Raw genomic sequence first — 19411 nt, 5'->3', positions numbered from 1 at the left:
ATCCGCAACCCGTGGGGGGAAGCGCGTGCACGTGGAGAACTGGCCGAAAGGCACCCAGCCGGAGCGGCCCGACGGCGACAGCCGTGACGAACACCGAGGTGACATCGAGGGCGGGCCCGGTACCGACCCGTTCGCCCGGACCGGCGCCGCCGGTGACGAGGTGGTGTGGCCCGAGGCCGTCGGCAGAACGAGGTCCGTGCCCCGGCCGTCGACCGCCTTCGCCGGGGTGCCCCGGCAACCAGGCGCCGCCGCGCGCGAGGCCGGCCGGCCCGGCGCCGCGGCGTCCCCCTGGGAGCAGCCCGACCAGCCCGGCCGCACCCACGACCCGCACGAGGTGACCGTCCAGCTCGACGGCCTCGGACGGCAACTGGACGGGCCGGGACGGCACGCCGGCCAGGACCCGGGCAAGGCGGCCGGGAGCCGGCCCGACGGACCGGTCTTCGTCGACGAGTCGGGGCGCCGCCGCAACCGGTACCGCAAGCTCGGCATCGCGGTCGGCACGGTCTGCGCCGCGTACGCCGTCGTCATCGTCGGCACGCTGATGTCGGGCAACTCCGACGCGCCCTGGCTGCCGGTGCCCATGCAGAGGGACGAGGCACCGGCGGACAAGGTGGACACCCCGCCGCAGCCGGCCGAGTCGGGCGACGTCGCCGACAGCGCCGAGGGGGTCGTGCCGCCGCCGAGCGCGGGCGCGGTCCCCCCGGGCGCGACGCCCGCGCCGGGCCGCGGCGGCTCACGCGGCGACGCCCGCGAGGACGGGAAGAAGAAGGCGCCGGAGGCGTCCGCGAGCGCCCGGCCCACCGGCGGCGCGAGCGCCGGCCCGCAGCCGAGGCCGACCACCGGGGTGAAGGAGCCCGAGCCCTCGGTCCCCGCGTCCCAGCCGGCCGGCGGCGGCTCCAGCCCCACGCCCACCCCGACGCCCACACCCTCCGAGTCCGGTGCCCCCGATCCCGGCCCGGGAACCGGCACGGACACCGTCGCCGGCGGCCCGCCGGCCCCGGCACCGGTCGAGCCCGCCACGGCGGCGCCGGAGAACTCGCAGGAACCGCAGGAACCGCAGACCACGGAGACTCCCGTCTGATGACCCGCCCCAGGCGCGGCGGCACATCCTCACGTGCCGCCGCCGATCGCCGTACCCGCACGCCCCGACCGCCCGAGGCCGCCGACGGCACGGCCGAAAGCCCCTCGAAGGGCTCGAAGAAGGGCGCGAAGAAGCGCTCGCCGAAGCGCCGGACCGTGCGGCTGCCGCTCCGCCACATCCTGCCGTGCCTCGTCCTCGTCGCCCTGATGGCGATGCTGATGCTGCGCGGCTACGTGCACAGCGAGATCCTCGCCGACCACCGCGTCCGGCCGCCCGTGGCGAACGACCGGGTGCCGCAGCGGATCCTCGACGGCGGACCGGTCATCGACACCCGTTCGGGCCGCGAGACCAGCCTCGACGTACCCGACCGCGAACTCGTCCTCACCTTCGACGACGGCCCCGACCCCACCTGGACGCCCAAGGTCCTCGACGTGCTGAGGAAGCACGACGCGCACGCCGTCTTCTTCATCACCGGCACCATGGCCTCGCGCTACCCGGACCTGGTGCGGCGCATGGTCGACGAGGGCCACGAGATCGGGCTGCACACCTTCAACCACCCCGACCTCTCGCTGCAGTCCAAGCGCCGCATCGACTGGGAGCTGTCCCAGAACCAGATGGCGCTCGCGGGCGCCGCGGGCATCCGGACCTCGCTGTTCCGGCCGCCGTACTCGTCGTTCTCGGGCCGGATGGACGACGAGTCCTGGCCGGTGACGAAGTACATCGGCAGCCGCGGCTACCTCACCGTCGTCAGCGACACCGACAGCCAGGACTGGAGCAGGCCCGGCGTCGACGAGATCATCCGCCGGGCCACACCGAAGGGCGGCGAGGGCGCGGTCGTGCTGATGCACGACTCCGGCGGGGACCGCTCGCAGACCGTCGCCGCGCTCGACCGGTTCATCGTCGGACTGCGCGACCAGGGCTACGCGTTCCACACCCTCACCGGGGCGCTCAAGGCGCCCAGCGCGCACACCGAGGTCACCGGCGTCGGCCTGTGGAAGGGCAGGGCGTGGGTGGCGCTCGTGCAGGCGTCGGAGCGGATCACGGGCATCCTCGTCGTGGCCCTCGCGGTCGTCGGCGTCCTCGTCCTCGCCCGCTTCGGCCTGATGCTGATCCTGTCGGTCCTCCACGCCCGCAAGGTCCGCCGCCGCACCTTCCGCCGGGGCCCCGACGGACCCGTCACCGAACCGGTGTCCGTCCTCGTCCCCGCGTACAACGAGGCCAAGTGCATCGAGAAGACGGTCCGTTCGCTGGCGGCCAGTGACCATCCCATCGAGGTCCTCGTCATCGACGACGGGTCCAGCGACGGCACCGCCCGGATCGTGGAGGAGCTGAGCCAGGAGCTGCCGGACGTCCGGGTCGTGCGGCAGCTGAACGCGGGCAAGCCCGCCGCCCTCAACCGGGGCATCGCCAACGCCCGGCACGACCTGATCGTCATGATGGACGGCGACACCGTCTTCGAACCGTCCACCGTCCGCGAACTGGTGCAGCCCTTCGCCGACCCGCGCGTCGGCGCCGTCGCCGGGAACGCGAAGGTCGGCAACCGGGACACCCTCATCGGCGCCTGGCAGCACATCGAGTACGTGATGGGCTTCAACCTCGACCGCCGCATGTACGACGTCCTGCGCTGCATGCCCACCATCCCCGGCGCCGTCGGCGCCTTCCGCCGCGAGGCCCTCGAACGGGTCGGCGGCATGAGCGAGGACACCCTCGCCGAGGACACCGACATCACCATGGCCATGCACCGCGACGGCTGGCACGTCGTCTACGCGGAGAACGCCCGCGCCTGGACCGAGGCGCCCGAATCCGTGCAGCAACTGTGGTCGCAGCGCTACCGGTGGTGCTACGGCACCATGCAGGCGATCTGGAAGCACCGCCGGGCCCTCTTCGAGCGGGGCCCCTCGGGCCGCTTCGGACGGGTGGGCCTGCCGCTGGTGTCGCTGTTCATGGTGGTCGCGCCCCTGCTGGCCCCGCTCATCGACGTGTTCCTCCTGTACGGGCTGGTGTTCGGCCCCACGGAGGAGACGATCGGCGCGTGGTTCGGCGTCCTGGCCGTCCAGGCCGTGTGCGCGGCGTACGCCTTCCACCTCGACAAGGAACGCATGACCCACCTGATCTCCCTGCCGCTGCAACAACTCCTCTACCGCCAGCTGATGTACGTCGTCCTGCTCCAGTCGTGGATCACCGCCCTGACCGGCGGCCGGCTCCGCTGGCAGAAGCTGCGGCGCACGGGCGCGGTGGGACTGCCGGGTGATCCCGGCGGCGCGGGCACGGCGACCGCCGGGTCCCAGCCGCGCGAAGGGAGCCCGGTCGGATGAGCACCCTGACGCAGACCTCCTCCCAGGAGACCCCGAAGGCGCCGTCCGCGCCCGCCCGCGACCGCTACTTCGACTTCCTGCGGGCCCTCGCCATCTTCCGCGTGGTCCTCTACCACCTCTCCGGCTGGGCCTGGCTGCCGCTCGTCTTCCCATCCATGGGCGTGATGTTCGCGCTCGCCGGCAACCTCATGGCCCGCTCGCTGAAGCGTCCGGCCCTCCAGGTCGTCAAGGGCCGGCTCCGCCGGCTGCTGCCGCCGGTGTGGCTGCTGGGCGTGGTCGGCGTGACCGGCATGGTGGCCCAGGGCTGGGGACCCGACGCGCAGGGGCACCCCGCCTGGTGGTGGTTCCACCTCACCTTCTGGATCCTCCCGGTCAGCGACCCGCCGTACGCCGAAGGCCTGCCCGGCGTGCACGGCTTCATCGGCGCCGACTGGGCCGTGGAACTCGCCGGGCCCCTCTGGTACGTCCGCGCCTACCTCTGGTACGTCGTCCTGTCCCCGGTGCTGCTGCGCGCGCTGCGCGCGGTGCCCGTGGTGACGCTCCTCTTCCCGGTCGTCCTGTCGGCCGTGTTCCAGCTGGGCTATCTGTCGCTGCCCGGCGAGCGGTTCGCGTCGGGGCTCACGGACTTCAGCACCTTCGGCGCCTGCTGGATCCTCGGCATGGCCCACCAGGAGGGCATCCTCCGGCGCCTGCCCCGCTACCTCGTGCCCTCCGTCGCCCCGGCCGTGGCCCTCACCGGCCTCTGGTACGCCCTGCACCACGACTTCGGCACCGGCAACGACCTGGACGCCATGCCGTTCGCCCAGGCCCTGTGGTCCCTCGGCACGGTGGCGCTGCTGCTCCACCTCAGCCCCTCGTGGTCCGCGTGGCCGCGCCGGCTGCGCCGCTGGGACGGGGTGATCACCTTCCTCAACTCCCGCGCGGTGACGATCTACCTGTGGCACAACACGTGCATCCTCGTCGCCGCGACCCAGTGGGACCGGCTGTGGTCCGTGGTGGTCCTCGAACAGAACGTGCCCTGGCTGCTGGAGAGCGTCTGGCCCGTGCTCGTGCTCACCTGGCTGCTCATCGTGGGCTGTGTCGTCGCCTTCGGCTGGGCGGAGGACCTGGCGGCCCGGCGACGGCCGCGACTGTGGCCGAACGGCGGCCGGGCCGGGCGGAGCGCCCGCAGGCACTGACCGGCGCCGGGGGCGGCCGTGGCGCGACCGCCCCCGGCCGGTCGTGTACTGACCCCGTAACCAACCGGGATACGCACTTGCGTACGACTGAGCCGGTGATGGATGTTGGGCTCGCTTGAGGCAGGCGTTCCTTGCCTCGCCGAAGCGACCCGAGGAGTGACACCCGCCGATGACCCAGCCTCCCGGCCCGCCGCCGTACGACGGTTACGGGGCCCAGCAGCCGCAGCAACCGCCGTACCCGGGGCCGTACGGGCCCCCGCCGGGGGCCTCCGGTCAGGCTCCCGGTCAGCCCGGCCCCCCGCCGAACCCCTACGGCACGCCCCCGCAGCAGCCCTACGGCGCGGGTCAGCCGTCCTACGGCGCGCCGGGCATGCCGCCCGGAGCACCCGGCGTCCCGAACTACGGCCAGCAGTACGGCGGCTACCCGCCGCCCCCGCCCTCCGCCGGCAGCGGCGGCAAGGTCGCGCTCATCGTGGTCGCCGCCGTGGCGGCCCTCGCGGTGATCGGCGGCGGGATCTTCCTGCTCACCGCCGACGGCGGCGACGACGCGGCGGCGAAGCCCCGGCAGAGCGTGTCGGCGCGGGCCGACGAGTCGACGTCGCCGACCTCCGAGCCCACCGAGGAGTCCTCCCCGACCCCCGAGGACACCGACGCCGGCGGCGACGCCTCCACGGCGCCCCGCACGGGTGTCGAGGGCCAGTGGCAGGACGACGAGGCCCGGACCCTGACGATCGGCAAGGAGCAGTCCTCGGGCGACCTCCAGGGCCAGCACCCGCTGTCCTACATCGACATGGTCGGCGGCAAGGGCATCCTGACGGGCGTCGGCAAGTACCGCGACGAGAACAGCTTCCGCATGGCACTGCGGCCGATGGCCTCGGAGAACGTGGACGACAAGGACATCACCTTCGCCACGGTCCGCCGCTCCGGCGACGACGTCGTCATCACCTGGGAGGACGGCGGCAGCACGGACAGGCTGAGCTACGTGGGCGAGGCGTCGGGCTGACGGCCACGCTCCGCCTTGAGCGCGCGTACGGGAGGTTCCCGAAGGCGGGCGGGCAGGCGGTGGGCCCTTGGGGGGAGGCTGCGTGAGGGCCTCGGGGCCGGTCGACGTGCGGGCGGTGGCCCGCCGGGTCATCGTGGGGTCAGAGGCGAAGGATTCCCCGCCGCCACCCGTCTCGGGAGGGCAACGTGGAGCAGTACGACCTGACAGAGGCCCAGCAGAAGGCCTTCGAGGACAACCGCACCGAGTTCCGTAAGTTCGAGGACCAGCTGGACGGCGTCCGGGAGGCCGCCCGGTCGCGGCTGAGGGACAGCGGCTGGCATCCCGATTCCGTCGGCACTTTTTCCTGTCTGTCCTGCCCGTGCCCGCACTTCCAGCCCGGCGGACCGCAGGGGGAGTGCAAGCGGGGCAGCTGTCGGCATGCCCTGCTCGACCACGACCGGGCGATCTGACGGCTCCGTCCCCGGTGGGAGGGCGGTGGCGCCGCCGCCCTCCGGGATCCGCGGTCCGTCGCCTCCCCTGTCAGACGGTGGCCGACGGGGACCGCTTGTCGGTGTTCTGCGGGAGGGGCGTGCCGCCGGCGAGGGGGATCGTGGCCAGGTACCCGGGCGGGAGGGCGAAGGCATCGACCAGGGTGGTCATGTGAGGGGCCAGGTCGGCGATCACCGTCTCGATGGTCCTGGGCAGTCCGCGTACGTGATCGGCCGTCATGAGCCCCTCCGCGAGCAGGTCGCCGGTGTGCTCGCCGACCTGCTTGAGGAGGAACAGCCGGCACAGGCTGTGCAGCAGGAACCGGGTCGTCGGCCGGGTCGCCTGCGCTGCCGTCGCGAGGAAGGCGTCCGCGGCCTGGAGGCGGGCGTGGGCCGAGACCACCTCCAGGGCGGCCGTCGACGCCTCGTTCCAGCGGCCCACCGGATCCCCGGCGGGGCCCTCGCGCAGCGCGGTGCGGGCGCGGGCCTGCCAGATGGACTCGGCCTCGGCGAGCAGACCCCGCAGGAACGCCAGGTCGGCGAGTTCCTGGTCGGGGGAGAGCGGACCCAGGTGGCCGCGTTCGACCGCGTCGTGCCCGAAGAGCATCTCGCCGCCGGCCTTGAGCCAGACGACCAGGTTGTCGCCCTCGGCGGTGATCGCGCCCTCCAGGTCCTGCTGCAGCTCGGACAGGCCGTTGACCCGGAACAGGCCTTGCGCGCCGCAGCGTTCCCGGCACTCGACCGTGATGTCCCGCGCCTCCCAGGTGATCCACCCCTTGGCGATGGCCACCAGGCGCTCCGCCTCGGCCCGGTCCTCCGGGGTGTGCTCGGTCCACCGGGTCACCACGTGGCGGTGCAGGAACGTCATGGCGTAGCCGGTGGCGAGGGCGTGCAACAGCCGTCCGTGGTGGCTGCGGTGGGCGGCGAGCGGCAGCAGCTGCCCGGCCTTCGGCCCGCTGACGTGCCGCCGGTGGGCATGCCGTACGGCGATGGCGAGCGCCGCACGGGACACCCCGATCGCGGCGGCGCTCATGCACAGCTTGCCCGTGGTCACCCGGCCTATGGAGCGCAGGAACCGCTTGCGCCGGCTGCCCACGCTGCTGGTCACCGTGCCCTCGGGGGAGAGCTGCCCGTGCTCGGCCTCCAGCAGCGCCTCCCGCGGCAGCCAAACACGGTCGAAGGAGGTGAGGCAGTGGTCGACGGGACTGCCGAGCTTGGGCGGCAGCGCGCGGACCGTGATGCCGGGCAGGTGGCCGACCTCGTCGCTGAGCGGCACCAGGAAGAGGAAGACCCCCATGTCCTTGCCCTCGACCAGCAGCCGCGCGGCCACCAGGGCGCTCTTGGGGCCCCCGGCCAGGCTGGTGTTGGGCATGAACTTCTGGGCCCCGGGGTGCGGGGTGTCGAGGACGAAACCGCCGGTGGCCGGGTCCAGCGTCGCGGTGGTCTCCAGGGCGGCCGCGTCGTTGCCGTGGTCCAGTTCCGTGCAGAGGAACGTGCCCGTCCGGTTCATCGACACGTACTCCGACAGATCGTGCCGACCGCCGTCGTGGTCGAGGAGACTGCCCAGGAACAGGTTGTAGTGGATGCCCGCCAGGGTGCCCAGCGCACCGTCGACGAAGCCCGTCCACTCGTGCAGGCCGGCGAGCATCCGGGGGTCGGCGGCCAGTGCCTCCGGGTCCTCGACCGCGTCGTTGACCAGTCGGAGCCGGTCGTACGACAGCGCCGCGCGCTCGTCCGGTGAGAGGCCCGGTCGGTAGGCGAACGCCTCACCGCTGACGAGGGTGCGCCAGATGTCGTGGACACGCGCCCGGTCCTGCCGGTCGAAGAGCAGGTGGGTCAGTTCCTCGGCGGCCGTCCCTTCGCCGTCGCAGCCGACCGGCGGCGGATTCGAGGCAACGCCGTCGGTTTGCTGTGCGTCTGCCGTGGCAGAACCAGACGTGTGGAGCGTGAGCAAGGTCTTGGTCACGACCTCTTCCCCCTGATCAGAGCCCATGGTTGGGATCACAAGGTTCAGAAGATACGAACCAGCCGGTTTTTATTCAAGACGTCCTCTGTCGGTCTCGTCGGTCGGCGGCGAGGCCGGTCGTGCGGCTCCGCGGGCACCGGAGCCCCGAACTCCGGCCGAACCGCCGCAAACCCTGCGGCTTTCACGGGTGCTACAGAGCGTTACCCGCTGATATCATACGTACCTGACGGTATTTTTTCGCTTTCGGGGGGCGTACGGAGGTGTGTGGTGGCGCGGCAGGAACGAGCGATCCGGACCCGGGAGAAGATCGTCGTCGCGGCCGCCGCGGTGTTCGACGAGGTCGGATACGAGGCGGCGACCATCTCCCAGATCCTCAAGAAGGCCGAAGTCACCAAGGGGGCGCTGTACTTCCACTTCGCCTCGAAGGAGGAACTCGCGCAGGAGGTCCTGGCCCAGCAGGTCAGCGCCGTGCCCGCCGTGCGGCAACAGGACCTGACGCTCCAGTCGGCCATCGACGAGGCCCTGCTGCTGGCGTACCTCCTCGGCGCCGGTGACCCGCTGGTGCGCGGCAGCGTCCGGCTCACGGTGGAGCAGGGGGCGCTGGACGGCCTCCACCGCGAAGTGCCCATGCGGGGCTGGGTGGAGCGCTCGGAGGCGGTGTTCGCCCGCGCCAAGGCGGACGGCGAACTGCTGCCCGACACGGATGTGGCCGCCGTCGCGAGGATGTTCGTGGGCTGCTTCACCGGAGTCCAGGTGCTGTCGCACATCCTGACGCGGCACCAGGACATGGTGGAGCGGGTCTGCGACCTGTACCGCCACCTGATGTCCTCCATCGCGGTCCCCGGCGTGCTCGTCCGCCTCGACTTCTCGCCCGCGAGGGCGGAACACGTGTGGAACACCGCGCGGGCACAGGCCCGCGCGGGAGAGGAAGTCGCGCTCGGCTGAGCGCGCACGATGCGCGGCGTGCCACGACGTCGTCGTTCAGCCGGACGCGGGAACCGCCCAGTGCGAAACCGACCGAACGGAGAGCACCGTCCGATGGAAACGACCGCCTGCCCCTACGCCCTGGACCCCGCGGCACGAGACCTGGCCGGAGAGGCCGCCGCGCTGCGGGAACGGGGATCGGTCGCCCGCGTGAGCCTGCCCGGCGGAGTGCCGGCCTGGGCCGTCAACCGCCACCGGTACATCAGGCAACTCCTCGCCGACCCCCGCGTCTCCCGTGACCCCCGGCAGCACTGGCCCGCCTACCGCGACGGGCTGATCACCGAGGAGTGGCCCCTCTACCCGTGGGTGTCCGCGACGACCATGCTCTTCTCCTACGGGGCCGAGCACACCCGGCTGCGCAGACTGATCGCCGGCGCGTTCACGAGCCGGCGGACCGAACTGCTCAGACCGTGGGTGCGGGAGATCTCCGCCGGGCTCACCGACGACCTGGCCGCCCTGCCCGCGGGGCGGGAGACCGACCTGCTGACCTCGTACGCGGCCCTGCTGCCCATGCGGGTGATCTGCGAACTCTTCGGCGTGCCCGACGAGTCCCGGCACCCCCTGGCCGCCGCCATCAGCGCCTCGGTCAGCGCCTCGGCCGCACCACAGGAGATCGACGCCGCACGGATACGCATCGGCGAGATGCTGGCCGCACTCGTCGCCGCCAAGCGGGCCCGGCCCGCGGACGACCTCACCTCCGCGCTGATCGCCGCCCGGGACGACGACGACCGGCTCAGCGAGAAGGAACTGGTCGACAGCCTCTACCTCATGATCGCCGCCGGCCAGGAGACCACGACCGGCGTGATCTGCAACGCCGCCGCCGCACTGCTCGACCACCCCGACCAGCTCGCCCACATCCGGTCCGGCCGTGCGAGCTGGACCGACGCCGTCGACGAGACCGTCCGGGTGCACAACCCCGCCGCGTACATCCCGCTGCGGTTCGCCGTCGACGACATCACCCTCGACGACGGCGTCACCATCGAGCGGGGCGACGCGATCATCGTCAACTTCGCCGCGCCCGGTCTCGACCCCGAGCGCTACGGCGACGACGCCGCGACCTTCGACCTCCTGCGTGCCGACCGTGACTCCCTCGCCTTCGGTCACGGCGTCCACCGCTGCCTCGGCATGCCCCTCGGGCGGATGGAGGCGGCCATCGCCCTGGAGGCGCTCTTCGGCAGGTTCCCCGGGATGCGGCTCGCCCGCCCCGTCGCGGACCTCCACCCCATGCCGACCTTCCTCTTCAACGGGTACGCCGCCCTGCCGGTGGTACTGCGACCCGAGTGAACCCGTCCCCCCGAGGCGGGTGTTGACGCGGAGCGAACGCGATGCGCCCCGTGGCCGGCTCCGGCTGCGGGGCGCCGTCGTGCGGCTGCGGGGCGCCGTCGAGTGCGGCGCCGCGCGAGCTGGTGCCGATGGGATCCGGGCACACACCGTCACGATCGGTGGACCCACGGTCGACTTCGCTTCGGGAGGCGTATAGAAACCGCTGTGGCGGTTTGATAATCTGCCCACGCGCGGGAACGGCCGGCAGGCCCAGCGGGGGCATCCCGGGCACGGTCACCGGTCCCCTGCGGAGTGACGGAGCGCCCCATGGCCAAGCAGGAGCGAGCGGTGCGGACACGCAACGCGCTCATCGAGTCCGCCGCCGAGCTGTTCGACCGGGAAGGCTTCGAGACGGCCTCCCTGTCCATGATCAGCGCCAGGGCCGGGGTCAGCAGCGGTGCGTTGCACTTCCACTTCGCCAGCAAGGCGGACCTCGCCGACGCGGTCGGCCAGGCGGCGGCCCTGCGGCTGGGCCGGATCACCTCCCAGGACACCACCGACACGTTGCAGTCCCTCATCGACGCGACCTACGCCCTCGTGCGGGCGCTCGGCCAGGACGCGGTCCTGCGCGCCGGGTTCGATCTCGGTGACGGGGCCGGCCGGATGCGCTCCGGCGCCGGGCTGCGCCGCGCTTGGCAGGAGTGGGTGGAGCAGGTGCTGACCAAGGCCGACAGCGAGGGCGCCCTCGCGCACGGGGTCTCCGCGCAGGACGCGGCCGCGGCGGTCGTCGCCGCGACCGCCGGCCTCGAATCCCTCGGCCGGCACGATCCGCGCTGGCTCACCGCGGACGCCCTGACCCGCTTCTGGCGGCTGCTGCTGCCCCGGGTGGCGGGCACGGCCACGCTGCGGACACTGCGGCCGTCGGGGAGCGGGGGGATGTGGCGGGGCGGTGAGGGGATGAGCGCGTAGGGGGTCGGCCGGGGCGCCTGATGACTCGGGGGCGGGTGTCGTCCGCCGGGTGCGGGGTCTCGGTGGCTGGTCGCGCCTGCGCGGCGGAGCCGCGTGTGTCACCGCCCCGCCGCGCGGACGCGCACGTGCCGTGCAGCACCCGCCCCCGAGCTGCCAGGCGCCCCGCTCACCGCCCCGGCGCCGCCGGCCGGGTGAGCGCTTTCCTCACCGGGGGGCCCACGGCGGCGTGAGAGCAAAGTTCCTTCGCGGTCACCCGGTGCCACAGCGCGGAAACGCGCCCTCCCTACCTTCGGACGCATCAGCCATCCCCCAGCACGTCCGAGCCCGGAGAACCGTGGAGGCGTCATGACAGCCCCGAGCACAGCCCCCGCTGCCAGTAGGGGAGGCCGCTGGATCCATCACTGGGATCCGGAGGACGAGACCTTCTGGAACACGACCGGCGAGCAGGTCGCCCGCCGCAACCTGTTCTTCTCCGTCCTCTCCGAGCACATCGGCTTCTCGGTCTGGACCGTCTGGTCGGTGATGGTCCTCTTCATGGGACCCGAGTACGGGCTCACCCCGGCCGACAAGTTCTTCATCGTCTCGATGGCCACCCTGGTCGGCGCCCTCGCACGCATCCCCTACACGTTCGCGGTGGCGGTCTTCGGCGGCCGCAACTGGACGGTCGTCTCGGCGAGTCTGCTGCTCATCCCGACCGTCGCCGCCTTCGCCGTGATGGAGCCGGGCACGTCGTTCACCACGTTCCTGGTCTGCGCGATGCTCGCCGGCATCGGCGGCGGCAACTTCGCCTCCTCCATGACCAACATCAACGCCTTCTTCCCCCTGCGGAAGAAGGGGTGGGCGCTCGGCCTCAACGCGGGCGGCGGCAACATCGGCGTCCCGGTCGTGCAGCTCATCGGCCTCGCCGTCATCGGCGCCGGCGGCGGCCCGCGTGTCCTGCTCGGGATCTACATCCCGCTCATCGTGATCGCCGCGGCCCTCGCCTGGCTCAAGATGGACAACATCGCGTCGATGAAGAACGACACCGGCGCCGCCAGGGAAGCCGTCAAGGACGCCCACACCTGGATCATGTCCTTCCTCTACATCGGCACCTTCGGCTCCTTCATCGGCTACAGCTTCGCCTTCGGCCTCGTCCTGCAGACCCAGTTCGGCCGGACGCCGCTGCAGGCCGCGTACGTCACCTTCATCGGCCCGCTGCTCGGCTCGCTGATCCGGCCCGTGGGCGGCGCCCTCGCCGACAAGTACGGCGGCGCCAGGATCACCCTGTGGAACTACGTGGCCATGGCCGGCGCCACCGGGGTCATCGTCCTCGCCTCCATGCAGAAGTCGCTGCCCCTGTTCACCACCGCGTTCATCGCGCTGTTCGTCCTCAGCGGCCTCGGCAACGGCTCCACCTTCAAGATGATCCCGGGCATCTTCCAGGCCAAGGCCCTCGCCAAGGGGCTCCGGGGCGAGGAGGCCGCAGCCTACGGACGCCGCCTGTCCGGCGCCACCATGGGCATCATCGGCGCGGTGGGCGCGCTCGGCGGCCTCGGCATCAACCTGGCCTTCCGCCAGTCCTTCCTCACCGTCGGCTCCGGCACCGGCGCCTTCGTCGGCTTCCTCGCCTTCTACGGGCTCTGCTTCGCGGTGACCTGGGCCGTATACCTTCGCCGGACGGCCGCCAAGGCGGTCACCGCGACGGCCGAGACGGGGACGAAGGCGCAGCTCAGCTACGCCGAGGTGTGACCTCGCCCAGGGCGTGACACGTGTGACGTAACACCAGCGACATCAACCCGAACCGAGCCTGTCACGCGGCGTTGACAGGCTCGCTCGGCATGCAGGTGCCAGAGCCAGGTACGACGACTCGGGCGGGACGAGAGCCATGTACGACAAACAGCAGCAACCAGACCACGGCCCCCTGGCGGGGTTCACGGTGGGCGTGACAGCCGCGCGCCGCGCCGACGAACTGGGGGCCCTGCTCCAGCGTCGCGGTGCGTCCGTCCTCCACGCGCCGGCCCTCCGCATCGTGCCGCTCTCCGACGACAGCGAACTGCTCGCCGCCACCAAGGACCTGCTCGCCCAGGCACCCGACATCGTGGTGGCGACCACCGCCATCGGTTTCCGCGGCTGGATCGAGGCGGCCGACGGCTGGGGCCTCGGCGAGGCACTCCTGGACTGCCTCCGGGGCGTCGAGGTCCTGGCGCGCGGACCGAAGGTGAAGGGAGCGGTGCGGGCCGCGGGCCTCACCGAGGAGTGGTCCCCCTCCTCCGAATCGATGGCGGAGGTACTGGACCGGCTGCTGGACCACGGGGTGGAGGGCCGCCGCATCGCCGTCCAGCTGCACGGCGAACCCCTGCCCGGCTTCGTGGAGTCGCTGCGGGCCGCCGGGGCGGAGGTCGTCGGCGTCCCCGTCTACCGCTGGCTGCCGCCGGAGGACCTCACCCCGGTCGACCGCCTCCTCGAAGCGACCGTCGGCCGCGGCATCGACGCCCTCACCTTCACCAGCGCCCCCGCCGCGGCCTCGCTGCTGTCCCGCGCCGAGGACCGGGGGCTCCTGCCGGACCTGCTCGACGCCCTCCGCCACGACGTACTCCCCGCCTGCGTCGGCCCGGTGACGGCCCTTCCCCTCCAGGCCCACGGCATCGACACCGTGCAGCCCGAACGGTTCCGCCTCGGCCCCCTCGTCCAACTCCTGTGCCAGGACCTCCCCACCCGCGCCCGCGCCCTGCCCGTCGCCGGTCACCGTGTGGAGATCCGCGGCCACGCGGTCCTGGTCGACGGCGCCCTGCGCCCCGTCCCGCCCGCCGGCATGTCCCTGCTCCGCGCGCTGGCCCGCCGCCCCGGCTGGGTCGTCCCCCGCTCCGAACTCCTCAAGGCGCTCCCCGGCGCCGGCCGCGACGAACACGCCGTGGAGACGGCGATGGCCCGTCTGCGCACGGCGTTGGGCACGCCGAAGCTCATCCAGACGGTGGTGAAACGCGGGTACCGGCTGGCGCTGGACCCGGCGGCGGACACGAAGTACGGGGCACCGGGCGCCTCGTAGCCCGCGGGCGCGCTGGTGCGTGGTTTCTCGCGCGGGGCGGTGACACCTGCGGCTCCGCCGCGCGGGCGCGACCAGCCACGACGCACCCGCACCCGCCGACGCACCCGCGCCGCCGGGCCATCAGGCGCCCGGCCACGTGCGACACGGCGCCGTAGCGGGTACGAACACCTGAGCGCCCCCCGACGCGGTGACCCCTAGGCGGTGACAGGCCCATGTCCTACACCCCCCGCTTCGACTGCGGCCGTCGCTGCCTGGACCTCCTGGCCACCAGCCATCCCGAGGAGCACCTCACCTCCCCCGGGGACCTGCGCCGCTGGATCACCGCCGCCGCCCTCGTGCCCGAGGACACCCCGCTCGACCACGTCACCCCCGACTGGCTGCCCGCCTTCCAGGAACTGCGCGGTCACACAGCCCGGTTGGTGCACCCGGTGGCATCCCCCACCACCCGGTCCGACCCCGACGCGTACGAGGCGTCCCTCGCCAGGGTCAACGACCTGGCGAGACCCGCGCCCCCCGCCCCCGTGGCCGTCCGCACGGACACCGGTGTCCTCACCCGCGCCCTCGCGCACACCCCCGACCGGGCCGCCCTCCTCGCCGTCGTCGCCCGGGACACCGTCGAGTTGCTCACCGACCCCGTCGCCTGTGCGGGCCTGCGCCAGTGCGCCGGGGACAACTGCCCCATCGTGTACGTCGACACGTCCCGGGGACGCCGCCGCCGCTGGTGCTCCAGCGAGATCTGCGGCAACCGCGAGCGGGTGGCCCGCCACCGCCGCCGTACGGCCCTTTCACGCGCGTAGACCGGGTACCTTCCGCCCCGCTTCCCCCCGTTTGGCGCCGTATTGCCCATCTGGCCTGCTGGGCTTGGCAGTTGGGCGGCCGTTCGGCCCGCGTGAAGAAGTGGTAGTGCTCTTTTTCACACCGCGGGATCCGCGTCTTCACAATTCCCGCCCTCCCGTGCGGGTTTTGAAACCGTTTTGGGATCTCTTGTCCCTCGGTGGCCCCACCAACCACACGTTTAATCGAGAAAGTTGTGGCTCGACTCTGAACACACAACTGGTTACCTACGTATCCCGATGTGAGCGACCGACTGGGGGAACCCCCGGACACCGGAGGTAGCCGTGCGCAAGGATTCCGCTGTGGCCGATGACCGCCCGCACAGGGCACGACATCGCGCATCACAGCCCTCAGAGCCAGACGAGGAGCTGATGCGCGCGCTGTACCGCGAGCACGCTGGACCCTTGCTCGCGTACGTGCTGCGTCTGGTCGCGGGCGACCGCCAGCGCGCCGAGGACGTCGTGCAGGAAACTCTCATCAGGGCCTGGAAGAACGCCGGTCAGCTCAATCGAGCGACCGGATCGGTACGCCCCTGGCTGGTGACGGTCGCACGCCGCATCGTCATCGACGGCCACCGCAGCCGGCAGGCCCGGCCGCAGGAGGTCGACCCGTCGCCGCTGGAGGTCATCCCCGCGGAGGACGAGATCGACAAGGCGTTGTGGCTGATGACACTGTCGGACGCGCTGGACGACCTGACCCCTGCACACAGGGAAGTCCTGGTCGAGACCTATTTCAAAGGGCGTACGGTCAATGAGGCGGCCGAGACGCTTGGCATCCCCAGTGGAACCGTCCGCTCACGGGTGTTCTACGCCCTGCGGTCGATGAAGCTGGCTCTGGAGGAGCGCGGGGTGACGGCATGAGCAACATCTACGGGGGGTATGGACCGGGAATGCCCGGGTCTGTGCAAGGAGCCCAAGGTTCCGGCGACAACATCCACGAAACCGTCGGCGCGTACGCCCTCGGAATACTGGACGACGCCGAGGCCACACAATTCGAGGCCCATCTCGCCACGTGCGAGTGGTGCGGTCAGCAGCTCGACGAGCTGGCCGGCATGGAACCGATGCTGGCCGCCCTCGCCGACCTGCCCGCGGCCCAGGGGACACCGGCGATCGGTGAGTCCCTGGCGGCGAAACCGAGCCCGAAGCTCTCGGACCGGCTGGTCGGCGAGGTCGTCCAGCACCGGGCCAAGAAGAGCCGGCGCAACTTCTTCATGCTCGCGGCCGGTATCGCCGCGATCGTCGCGGGTCCCACCGCGGTGTTCGCGACGACCGGCGGAGGCGACGACGGCAAGACGGCGGCGCCGCTGGCCGCCAACCCGGCCAAGGACGCCTTCATGGGGATCAAGTCCGCGGACAAGGTCTCCTCCACGGACGCGGCCAGCCAGGTCAGCGCCACGGTCGCCACCCAGGAGAAGGCGTGGGGCACCCACGCGGTCCTGGAGCTGAAGAACGTCAAGGGCCCGGAGAAGTGCTCGCTGATCGCCGTCGGCAAGAACGGCGAGCGGGAGACGGTCACCTCCTGGTCCGTCCCGACCTGGGGTTACGGCATCAAGGACGCCAAGACGGAGCAGGCCAGGAACCCGCTCTACGTCGAGGGCGGCGCCGCCTTCACCCCGGACGAGATCGACCACTACGAGGTCCTGACCTTCTCCGGCAAGAAGCTGGTCCAGGTCGAGGCGTAACCGACCGGTGCCCCGCGTCCCCGCGTCTTTCGGGGGCGCGGGGCACCGGCTGTTCCCCCCGAGGGCTACCGTCGCGTACGGTGGACGGCTGCCCAGCACGTCAGAAGGGGGCCCGGGTGGCCGCTCAGGTTCAGCAGGAAACGCTCGACTCCGCTCACGACTCCGTCCGTGAGCGGGAGATCGGCGTCGAACAGGAACATCTGGACCGGGTGTACCGGCGTCTCGAGGAGAAGATCCACGAGGCGGAGTTCCTGATGAACGACGCGGCCCAGCGCGGTCAGGTCGGCACCCCCGGCGCACTCGCCGAGCGGGACGCCCAGGTCTTCCGCGCGGGCATCCACCTGAACCGGCTGAACAACGAGTTCGAGGACTTCCTCTTCGGCCGTATCGACCTCCTCCTCGGCAAGGACGGCAAGAAGGGCCCGGACGGCGCGTACACCGCCGTCGAGCCCGCCGAGGGCGCGGTCCGCCCCGACAACACCGCCGACATCGCCGAGACCCTGCACATCGGCCGCATCGGCGTCCTCGACGCCGAGTACGCGCCGCTGGTCATCGACTGGCGGGCCCCCGCCGCCGCACCCTTCTACCGCTCGACCCCCGTCGACCCCGGCCGGGTCGTGCGCCGCCGCGTCATCCGCTCCAAGGGTCGCAAGGTGCTCGGCGTCGAGGACGACCTGATGCGCCCCGAGCTGACGGCGCGCCTCGACGGCCGCGAGCTGGCCGTCGTCGGAGACGGCGCCCTCATGGCCGCCCTCGGCCAGGCCCGCAGCCACACCATGCGGGACATCGTCGCCTCCATCCAGGCCGAGCAGGACCTGGTGATCCGTGCCCCCGCCGCCTCCGTGACGTACGTCGAGGGCGGGCCCGGCACCGGTAAGACCGCCGTCGCCCTGCACCGTGCCGCGTACCTGCTCTACCAGGACCGGCGCCGGTACGCGGGCGGCATCCTCATCGTCTCCCCGACCCCGCTGCTGGTCGCGTACACCGAGGGCGTCCTGCCCTCGCTCGGCGAGGAGGGGCAGGTCGCCATCCGCGCGATCGGCTCCCTCGCCGAAGACGCGGGCGGCGCGGAGGCCACCCTGTACGACTCCCCGGCGGTGGCCCGCGCCAAGGGTTCGTACCGCATGCTCAAGGTGCTGCGGAAGGCGGCCCGGGGCGCGCTGGAGCGGAGCGACGCGCCCACCCGGCTCCGCGTCGTCGCCTTCGGCCGCCGGCTGGAGCTGGAGGCCGAGGAACTGGACCGCGTCCGCCGTACCGCGCTCGGCGGCACCGCCCCCGTCAACCTGCTGCGCCCGCGCGCCCGCAAGCTCCTCCTCGACGCCCTGTGGGACCGCTCGGGCGCCGCGGGACGCCACACCGACCCCGAACTCGCCGCAGAGCTCCGCTCCTCCTTCGACGAGGACATCACGACCGAGGACGACTTCCTCGCCTTCCTCGACGCATGGTGGCCCGAGCTGACGCCGCGCGCGGTCCTCACCGCCATGGCCGACGAGCGCCGCCTCGGCCGCTGGGCCCGGCGCGTCCTCAACCCGGGCGAGATCCGCCGGGTCGCCCGCTCCCTCAAGCGGGACGGCCTGTCGGTCCACGACGTCGCCATGCTCGACGAGCTGCAGGCGATCCTCGGCATGCCCGCCCGCCCCCGCAGGAAGCGCGAACTCGACCCGCTCGACCAGCTCACGGGCCTGGAGGAACTGATGCCCGTGCGCGAGGAGACCCAGCGCGAGCGCGCCGAGCGGCTGGCCCAGGAGCGCACCGAGTACGCGCACATCATCGTCGACGAGGCGCAGGACCTGACCCCGATGCAGTGGCGCATGGTGGGCCGCCGCGGCCGGCACGCCACCTGGACGGTCGTGGGCGACCCCGCCCAGTCCTCCTGGTCCGACCCCGACGAGGCGGCCCAGGCCCGCGACGAGGCGCTGGGCACCCGCCCGCGCCGGCGCTTCACCCTGACCGTCAACTACCGCAACCCGGCCGAGATCGCCGAGTTGGCGGCGAAGGTGCTGGCGCTGGCGATGCCGGGCACCGAGTCCCCGTCCGCGGTCCGCTCCACCGGCGTGGAGCCCCGCTTCGTCACCGTCCAGCGCGACACCCTGGCCCGCACGGTGCGCGCGGAGGCCGCGCGGCTGCTGGACCTCGTCGACGGCACGGTCGGCGTGGTCGTCGCGATGAACCGCCGGGAGGAGGCCGCCCGCTGGCTGGCCGGCCTCGGCGACCGCGTCGTCGCCCTCGGCAGCCTGGAGGCGAAGGGCCTGGAGTACGACGCGACGGTGGTCGTCTCCCCGGCGGAGATCGCCGACGAGTCCCCGGCGGGCCTGCGGGTGCTGTACGTGGCGCTGACGCGGGCGACACAGCAGCTGACGGTCGTCTCGGCGGAGCGGGACGACCCGGACGCGAACGGCGTACCGGACCTGCTGCGCGACTGAGACGGGAACCTCGAAAACAACTCCCGTGCGGGAATGGCCTTACGGGATCTGTTTGTTAGCCTGGGTGATGGCACCGGCTCGATCCAAGCCCCCGGGCCCAACCTTCGTCGCTGAGAGCGACCACTTGCCGCGAGGCGAGCATGGCGGGTCGGTGCCACTGGACATGAGCAGTACGCGAAGAGGTCCACGTCCTTGTGACGTGGACCTCTTTCTGTTGAGAAC

General features: G+C 72.4%; 15 protein-coding genes. 14 read left to right on the top strand and 1 reads right to left on the bottom strand.

Annotation, left to right across the window (positions count from 1 at the left end):
• Positions 1-31 precede the first annotated feature (31 nt).
• From GSY65_RS14200 to GSY65_RS14180, 5 genes are all read left to right on the top strand, one after another.
• The gene (locus tag GSY65_RS14200; RefSeq protein ID WP_236579784.1) at positions 32-1081 is read left to right on the top strand and encodes a hypothetical protein; all 1050 of its coding nucleotides are present in this window, start codon (positions 32-34) and stop codon (positions 1079-1081) included.
• Positions 1081-3396 carry a glycosyltransferase gene (locus GSY65_RS14195; protein ID WP_443043220.1) on the top strand — a complete coding sequence of 772 codons (2316 nt, stop codon included), beginning with the start codon at positions 1081-1083 and terminating at the stop codon, positions 3394-3396. The genes GSY65_RS14200 and GSY65_RS14195 overlap by 1 nt, the downstream gene beginning before the upstream one ends.
• A complete protein-coding gene (locus GSY65_RS14190; RefSeq protein ID WP_159768051.1) occupies positions 3393-4574 on the top strand; it encodes an acyltransferase family protein in 1182 nt (393 codons plus the stop codon). The genes GSY65_RS14195 and GSY65_RS14190 overlap by 4 nt, the downstream gene beginning before the upstream one ends.
• Positions 4575-4743: 169 nt before the next feature.
• Positions 4744-5577: a hypothetical protein gene (locus GSY65_RS14185; RefSeq protein ID WP_159768048.1), complete on the top strand. Its 834-nt coding sequence runs from the start codon at positions 4744-4746 to the stop codon at positions 5575-5577.
• 185 nt (positions 5578-5762) lie between these two features.
• Entirely contained in the window at positions 5763-6026 is a 264-nt protein-coding gene (locus GSY65_RS14180; protein ID WP_159768045.1) for a hypothetical protein, read from the top strand.
• Positions 6027-6096: 70 nt separating this feature from the next.
• Here GSY65_RS14180 and GSY65_RS14175 read toward each other — a convergent pair whose 3' ends face one another.
• Positions 6097-8010, bottom strand: a complete 1914-nt coding sequence (locus GSY65_RS14175; RefSeq protein WP_328707492.1) for an acyl-CoA dehydrogenase family protein — start codon at positions 8008-8010, stop codon at positions 6097-6099.
• Positions 8011-8277: 267 nt separating this feature from the next.
• Between GSY65_RS14175 and GSY65_RS14170 the strand changes: the two genes are divergently transcribed.
• The 9 genes from GSY65_RS14170 (at position 8278) to GSY65_RS14130 (ending at position 19189) form a co-directional block, all read left to right on the top strand.
• The gene (locus GSY65_RS14170) at positions 8278-8955 is read left to right on the top strand and encodes a ScbR family autoregulator-binding transcription factor (protein ID WP_159768039.1); all 678 of its coding nucleotides are present in this window, start codon (positions 8278-8280) and stop codon (positions 8953-8955) included.
• 93 nt (positions 8956-9048) lie between these two features.
• Positions 9049-10278, top strand: a complete 1230-nt coding sequence (locus tag GSY65_RS14165; RefSeq protein WP_159768036.1) for a cytochrome P450 family protein — start codon at positions 9049-9051, stop codon at positions 10276-10278.
• 306 nt (positions 10279-10584) lie between these two features.
• Positions 10585-11226, top strand: a complete 642-nt coding sequence (locus GSY65_RS14160) for a ScbR family autoregulator-binding transcription factor (RefSeq protein ID WP_159768033.1) — start codon at positions 10585-10587, stop codon at positions 11224-11226.
• Between the two features lie 345 nt (positions 11227-11571).
• Positions 11572-12954: a nitrate/nitrite transporter gene (locus GSY65_RS14155; protein ID WP_159768030.1), complete on the top strand. Its 1383-nt coding sequence runs from the start codon at positions 11572-11574 to the stop codon at positions 12952-12954.
• A gap of 136 nt (positions 12955-13090) precedes the next feature.
• Positions 13091-14251, top strand: a complete 1161-nt coding sequence (locus GSY65_RS14150; RefSeq protein WP_159768027.1) for a uroporphyrinogen-III synthase — start codon at positions 13091-13093, stop codon at positions 14249-14251.
• 212 nt (positions 14252-14463) lie between these two features.
• The gene (locus GSY65_RS14145; RefSeq protein ID WP_159768024.1) at positions 14464-15048 is read left to right on the top strand and encodes a CGNR zinc finger domain-containing protein; all 585 of its coding nucleotides are present in this window, start codon (positions 14464-14466) and stop codon (positions 15046-15048) included.
• Between the two features lie 321 nt (positions 15049-15369).
• A complete protein-coding gene (locus GSY65_RS14140) occupies positions 15370-15945 on the top strand; it encodes a sigma-70 family RNA polymerase sigma factor (RefSeq protein WP_079049401.1) in 576 nt (191 codons plus the stop codon).
• Complete coding sequence (locus tag GSY65_RS14135; protein ID WP_328707491.1) at positions 15942-16766, top strand: zf-HC2 domain-containing protein; 825 nt, start codon at positions 15942-15944, stop codon at positions 16764-16766. The genes GSY65_RS14140 and GSY65_RS14135 overlap by 4 nt, the downstream gene beginning before the upstream one ends.
• Before the next feature lie 116 nt (positions 16767-16882).
• A complete protein-coding gene (locus GSY65_RS14130) occupies positions 16883-19189 on the top strand; it encodes a HelD family protein (protein WP_159768018.1) in 2307 nt (768 codons plus the stop codon).
• The last annotated feature ends 222 nt before the right edge of the window (positions 19190-19411 follow it).

The organism is Streptomyces sp. HM190 (assembly GCF_009857135.1).
GTDB lineage: Bacteria > Actinomycetota > Actinomycetes > Streptomycetales > Streptomycetaceae > Streptomyces > Streptomyces heilongjiangensis.
Note: the sequence above shows the minus strand (reverse complement) of the source record. Positions and strands in the feature narration are given on the sequence as shown.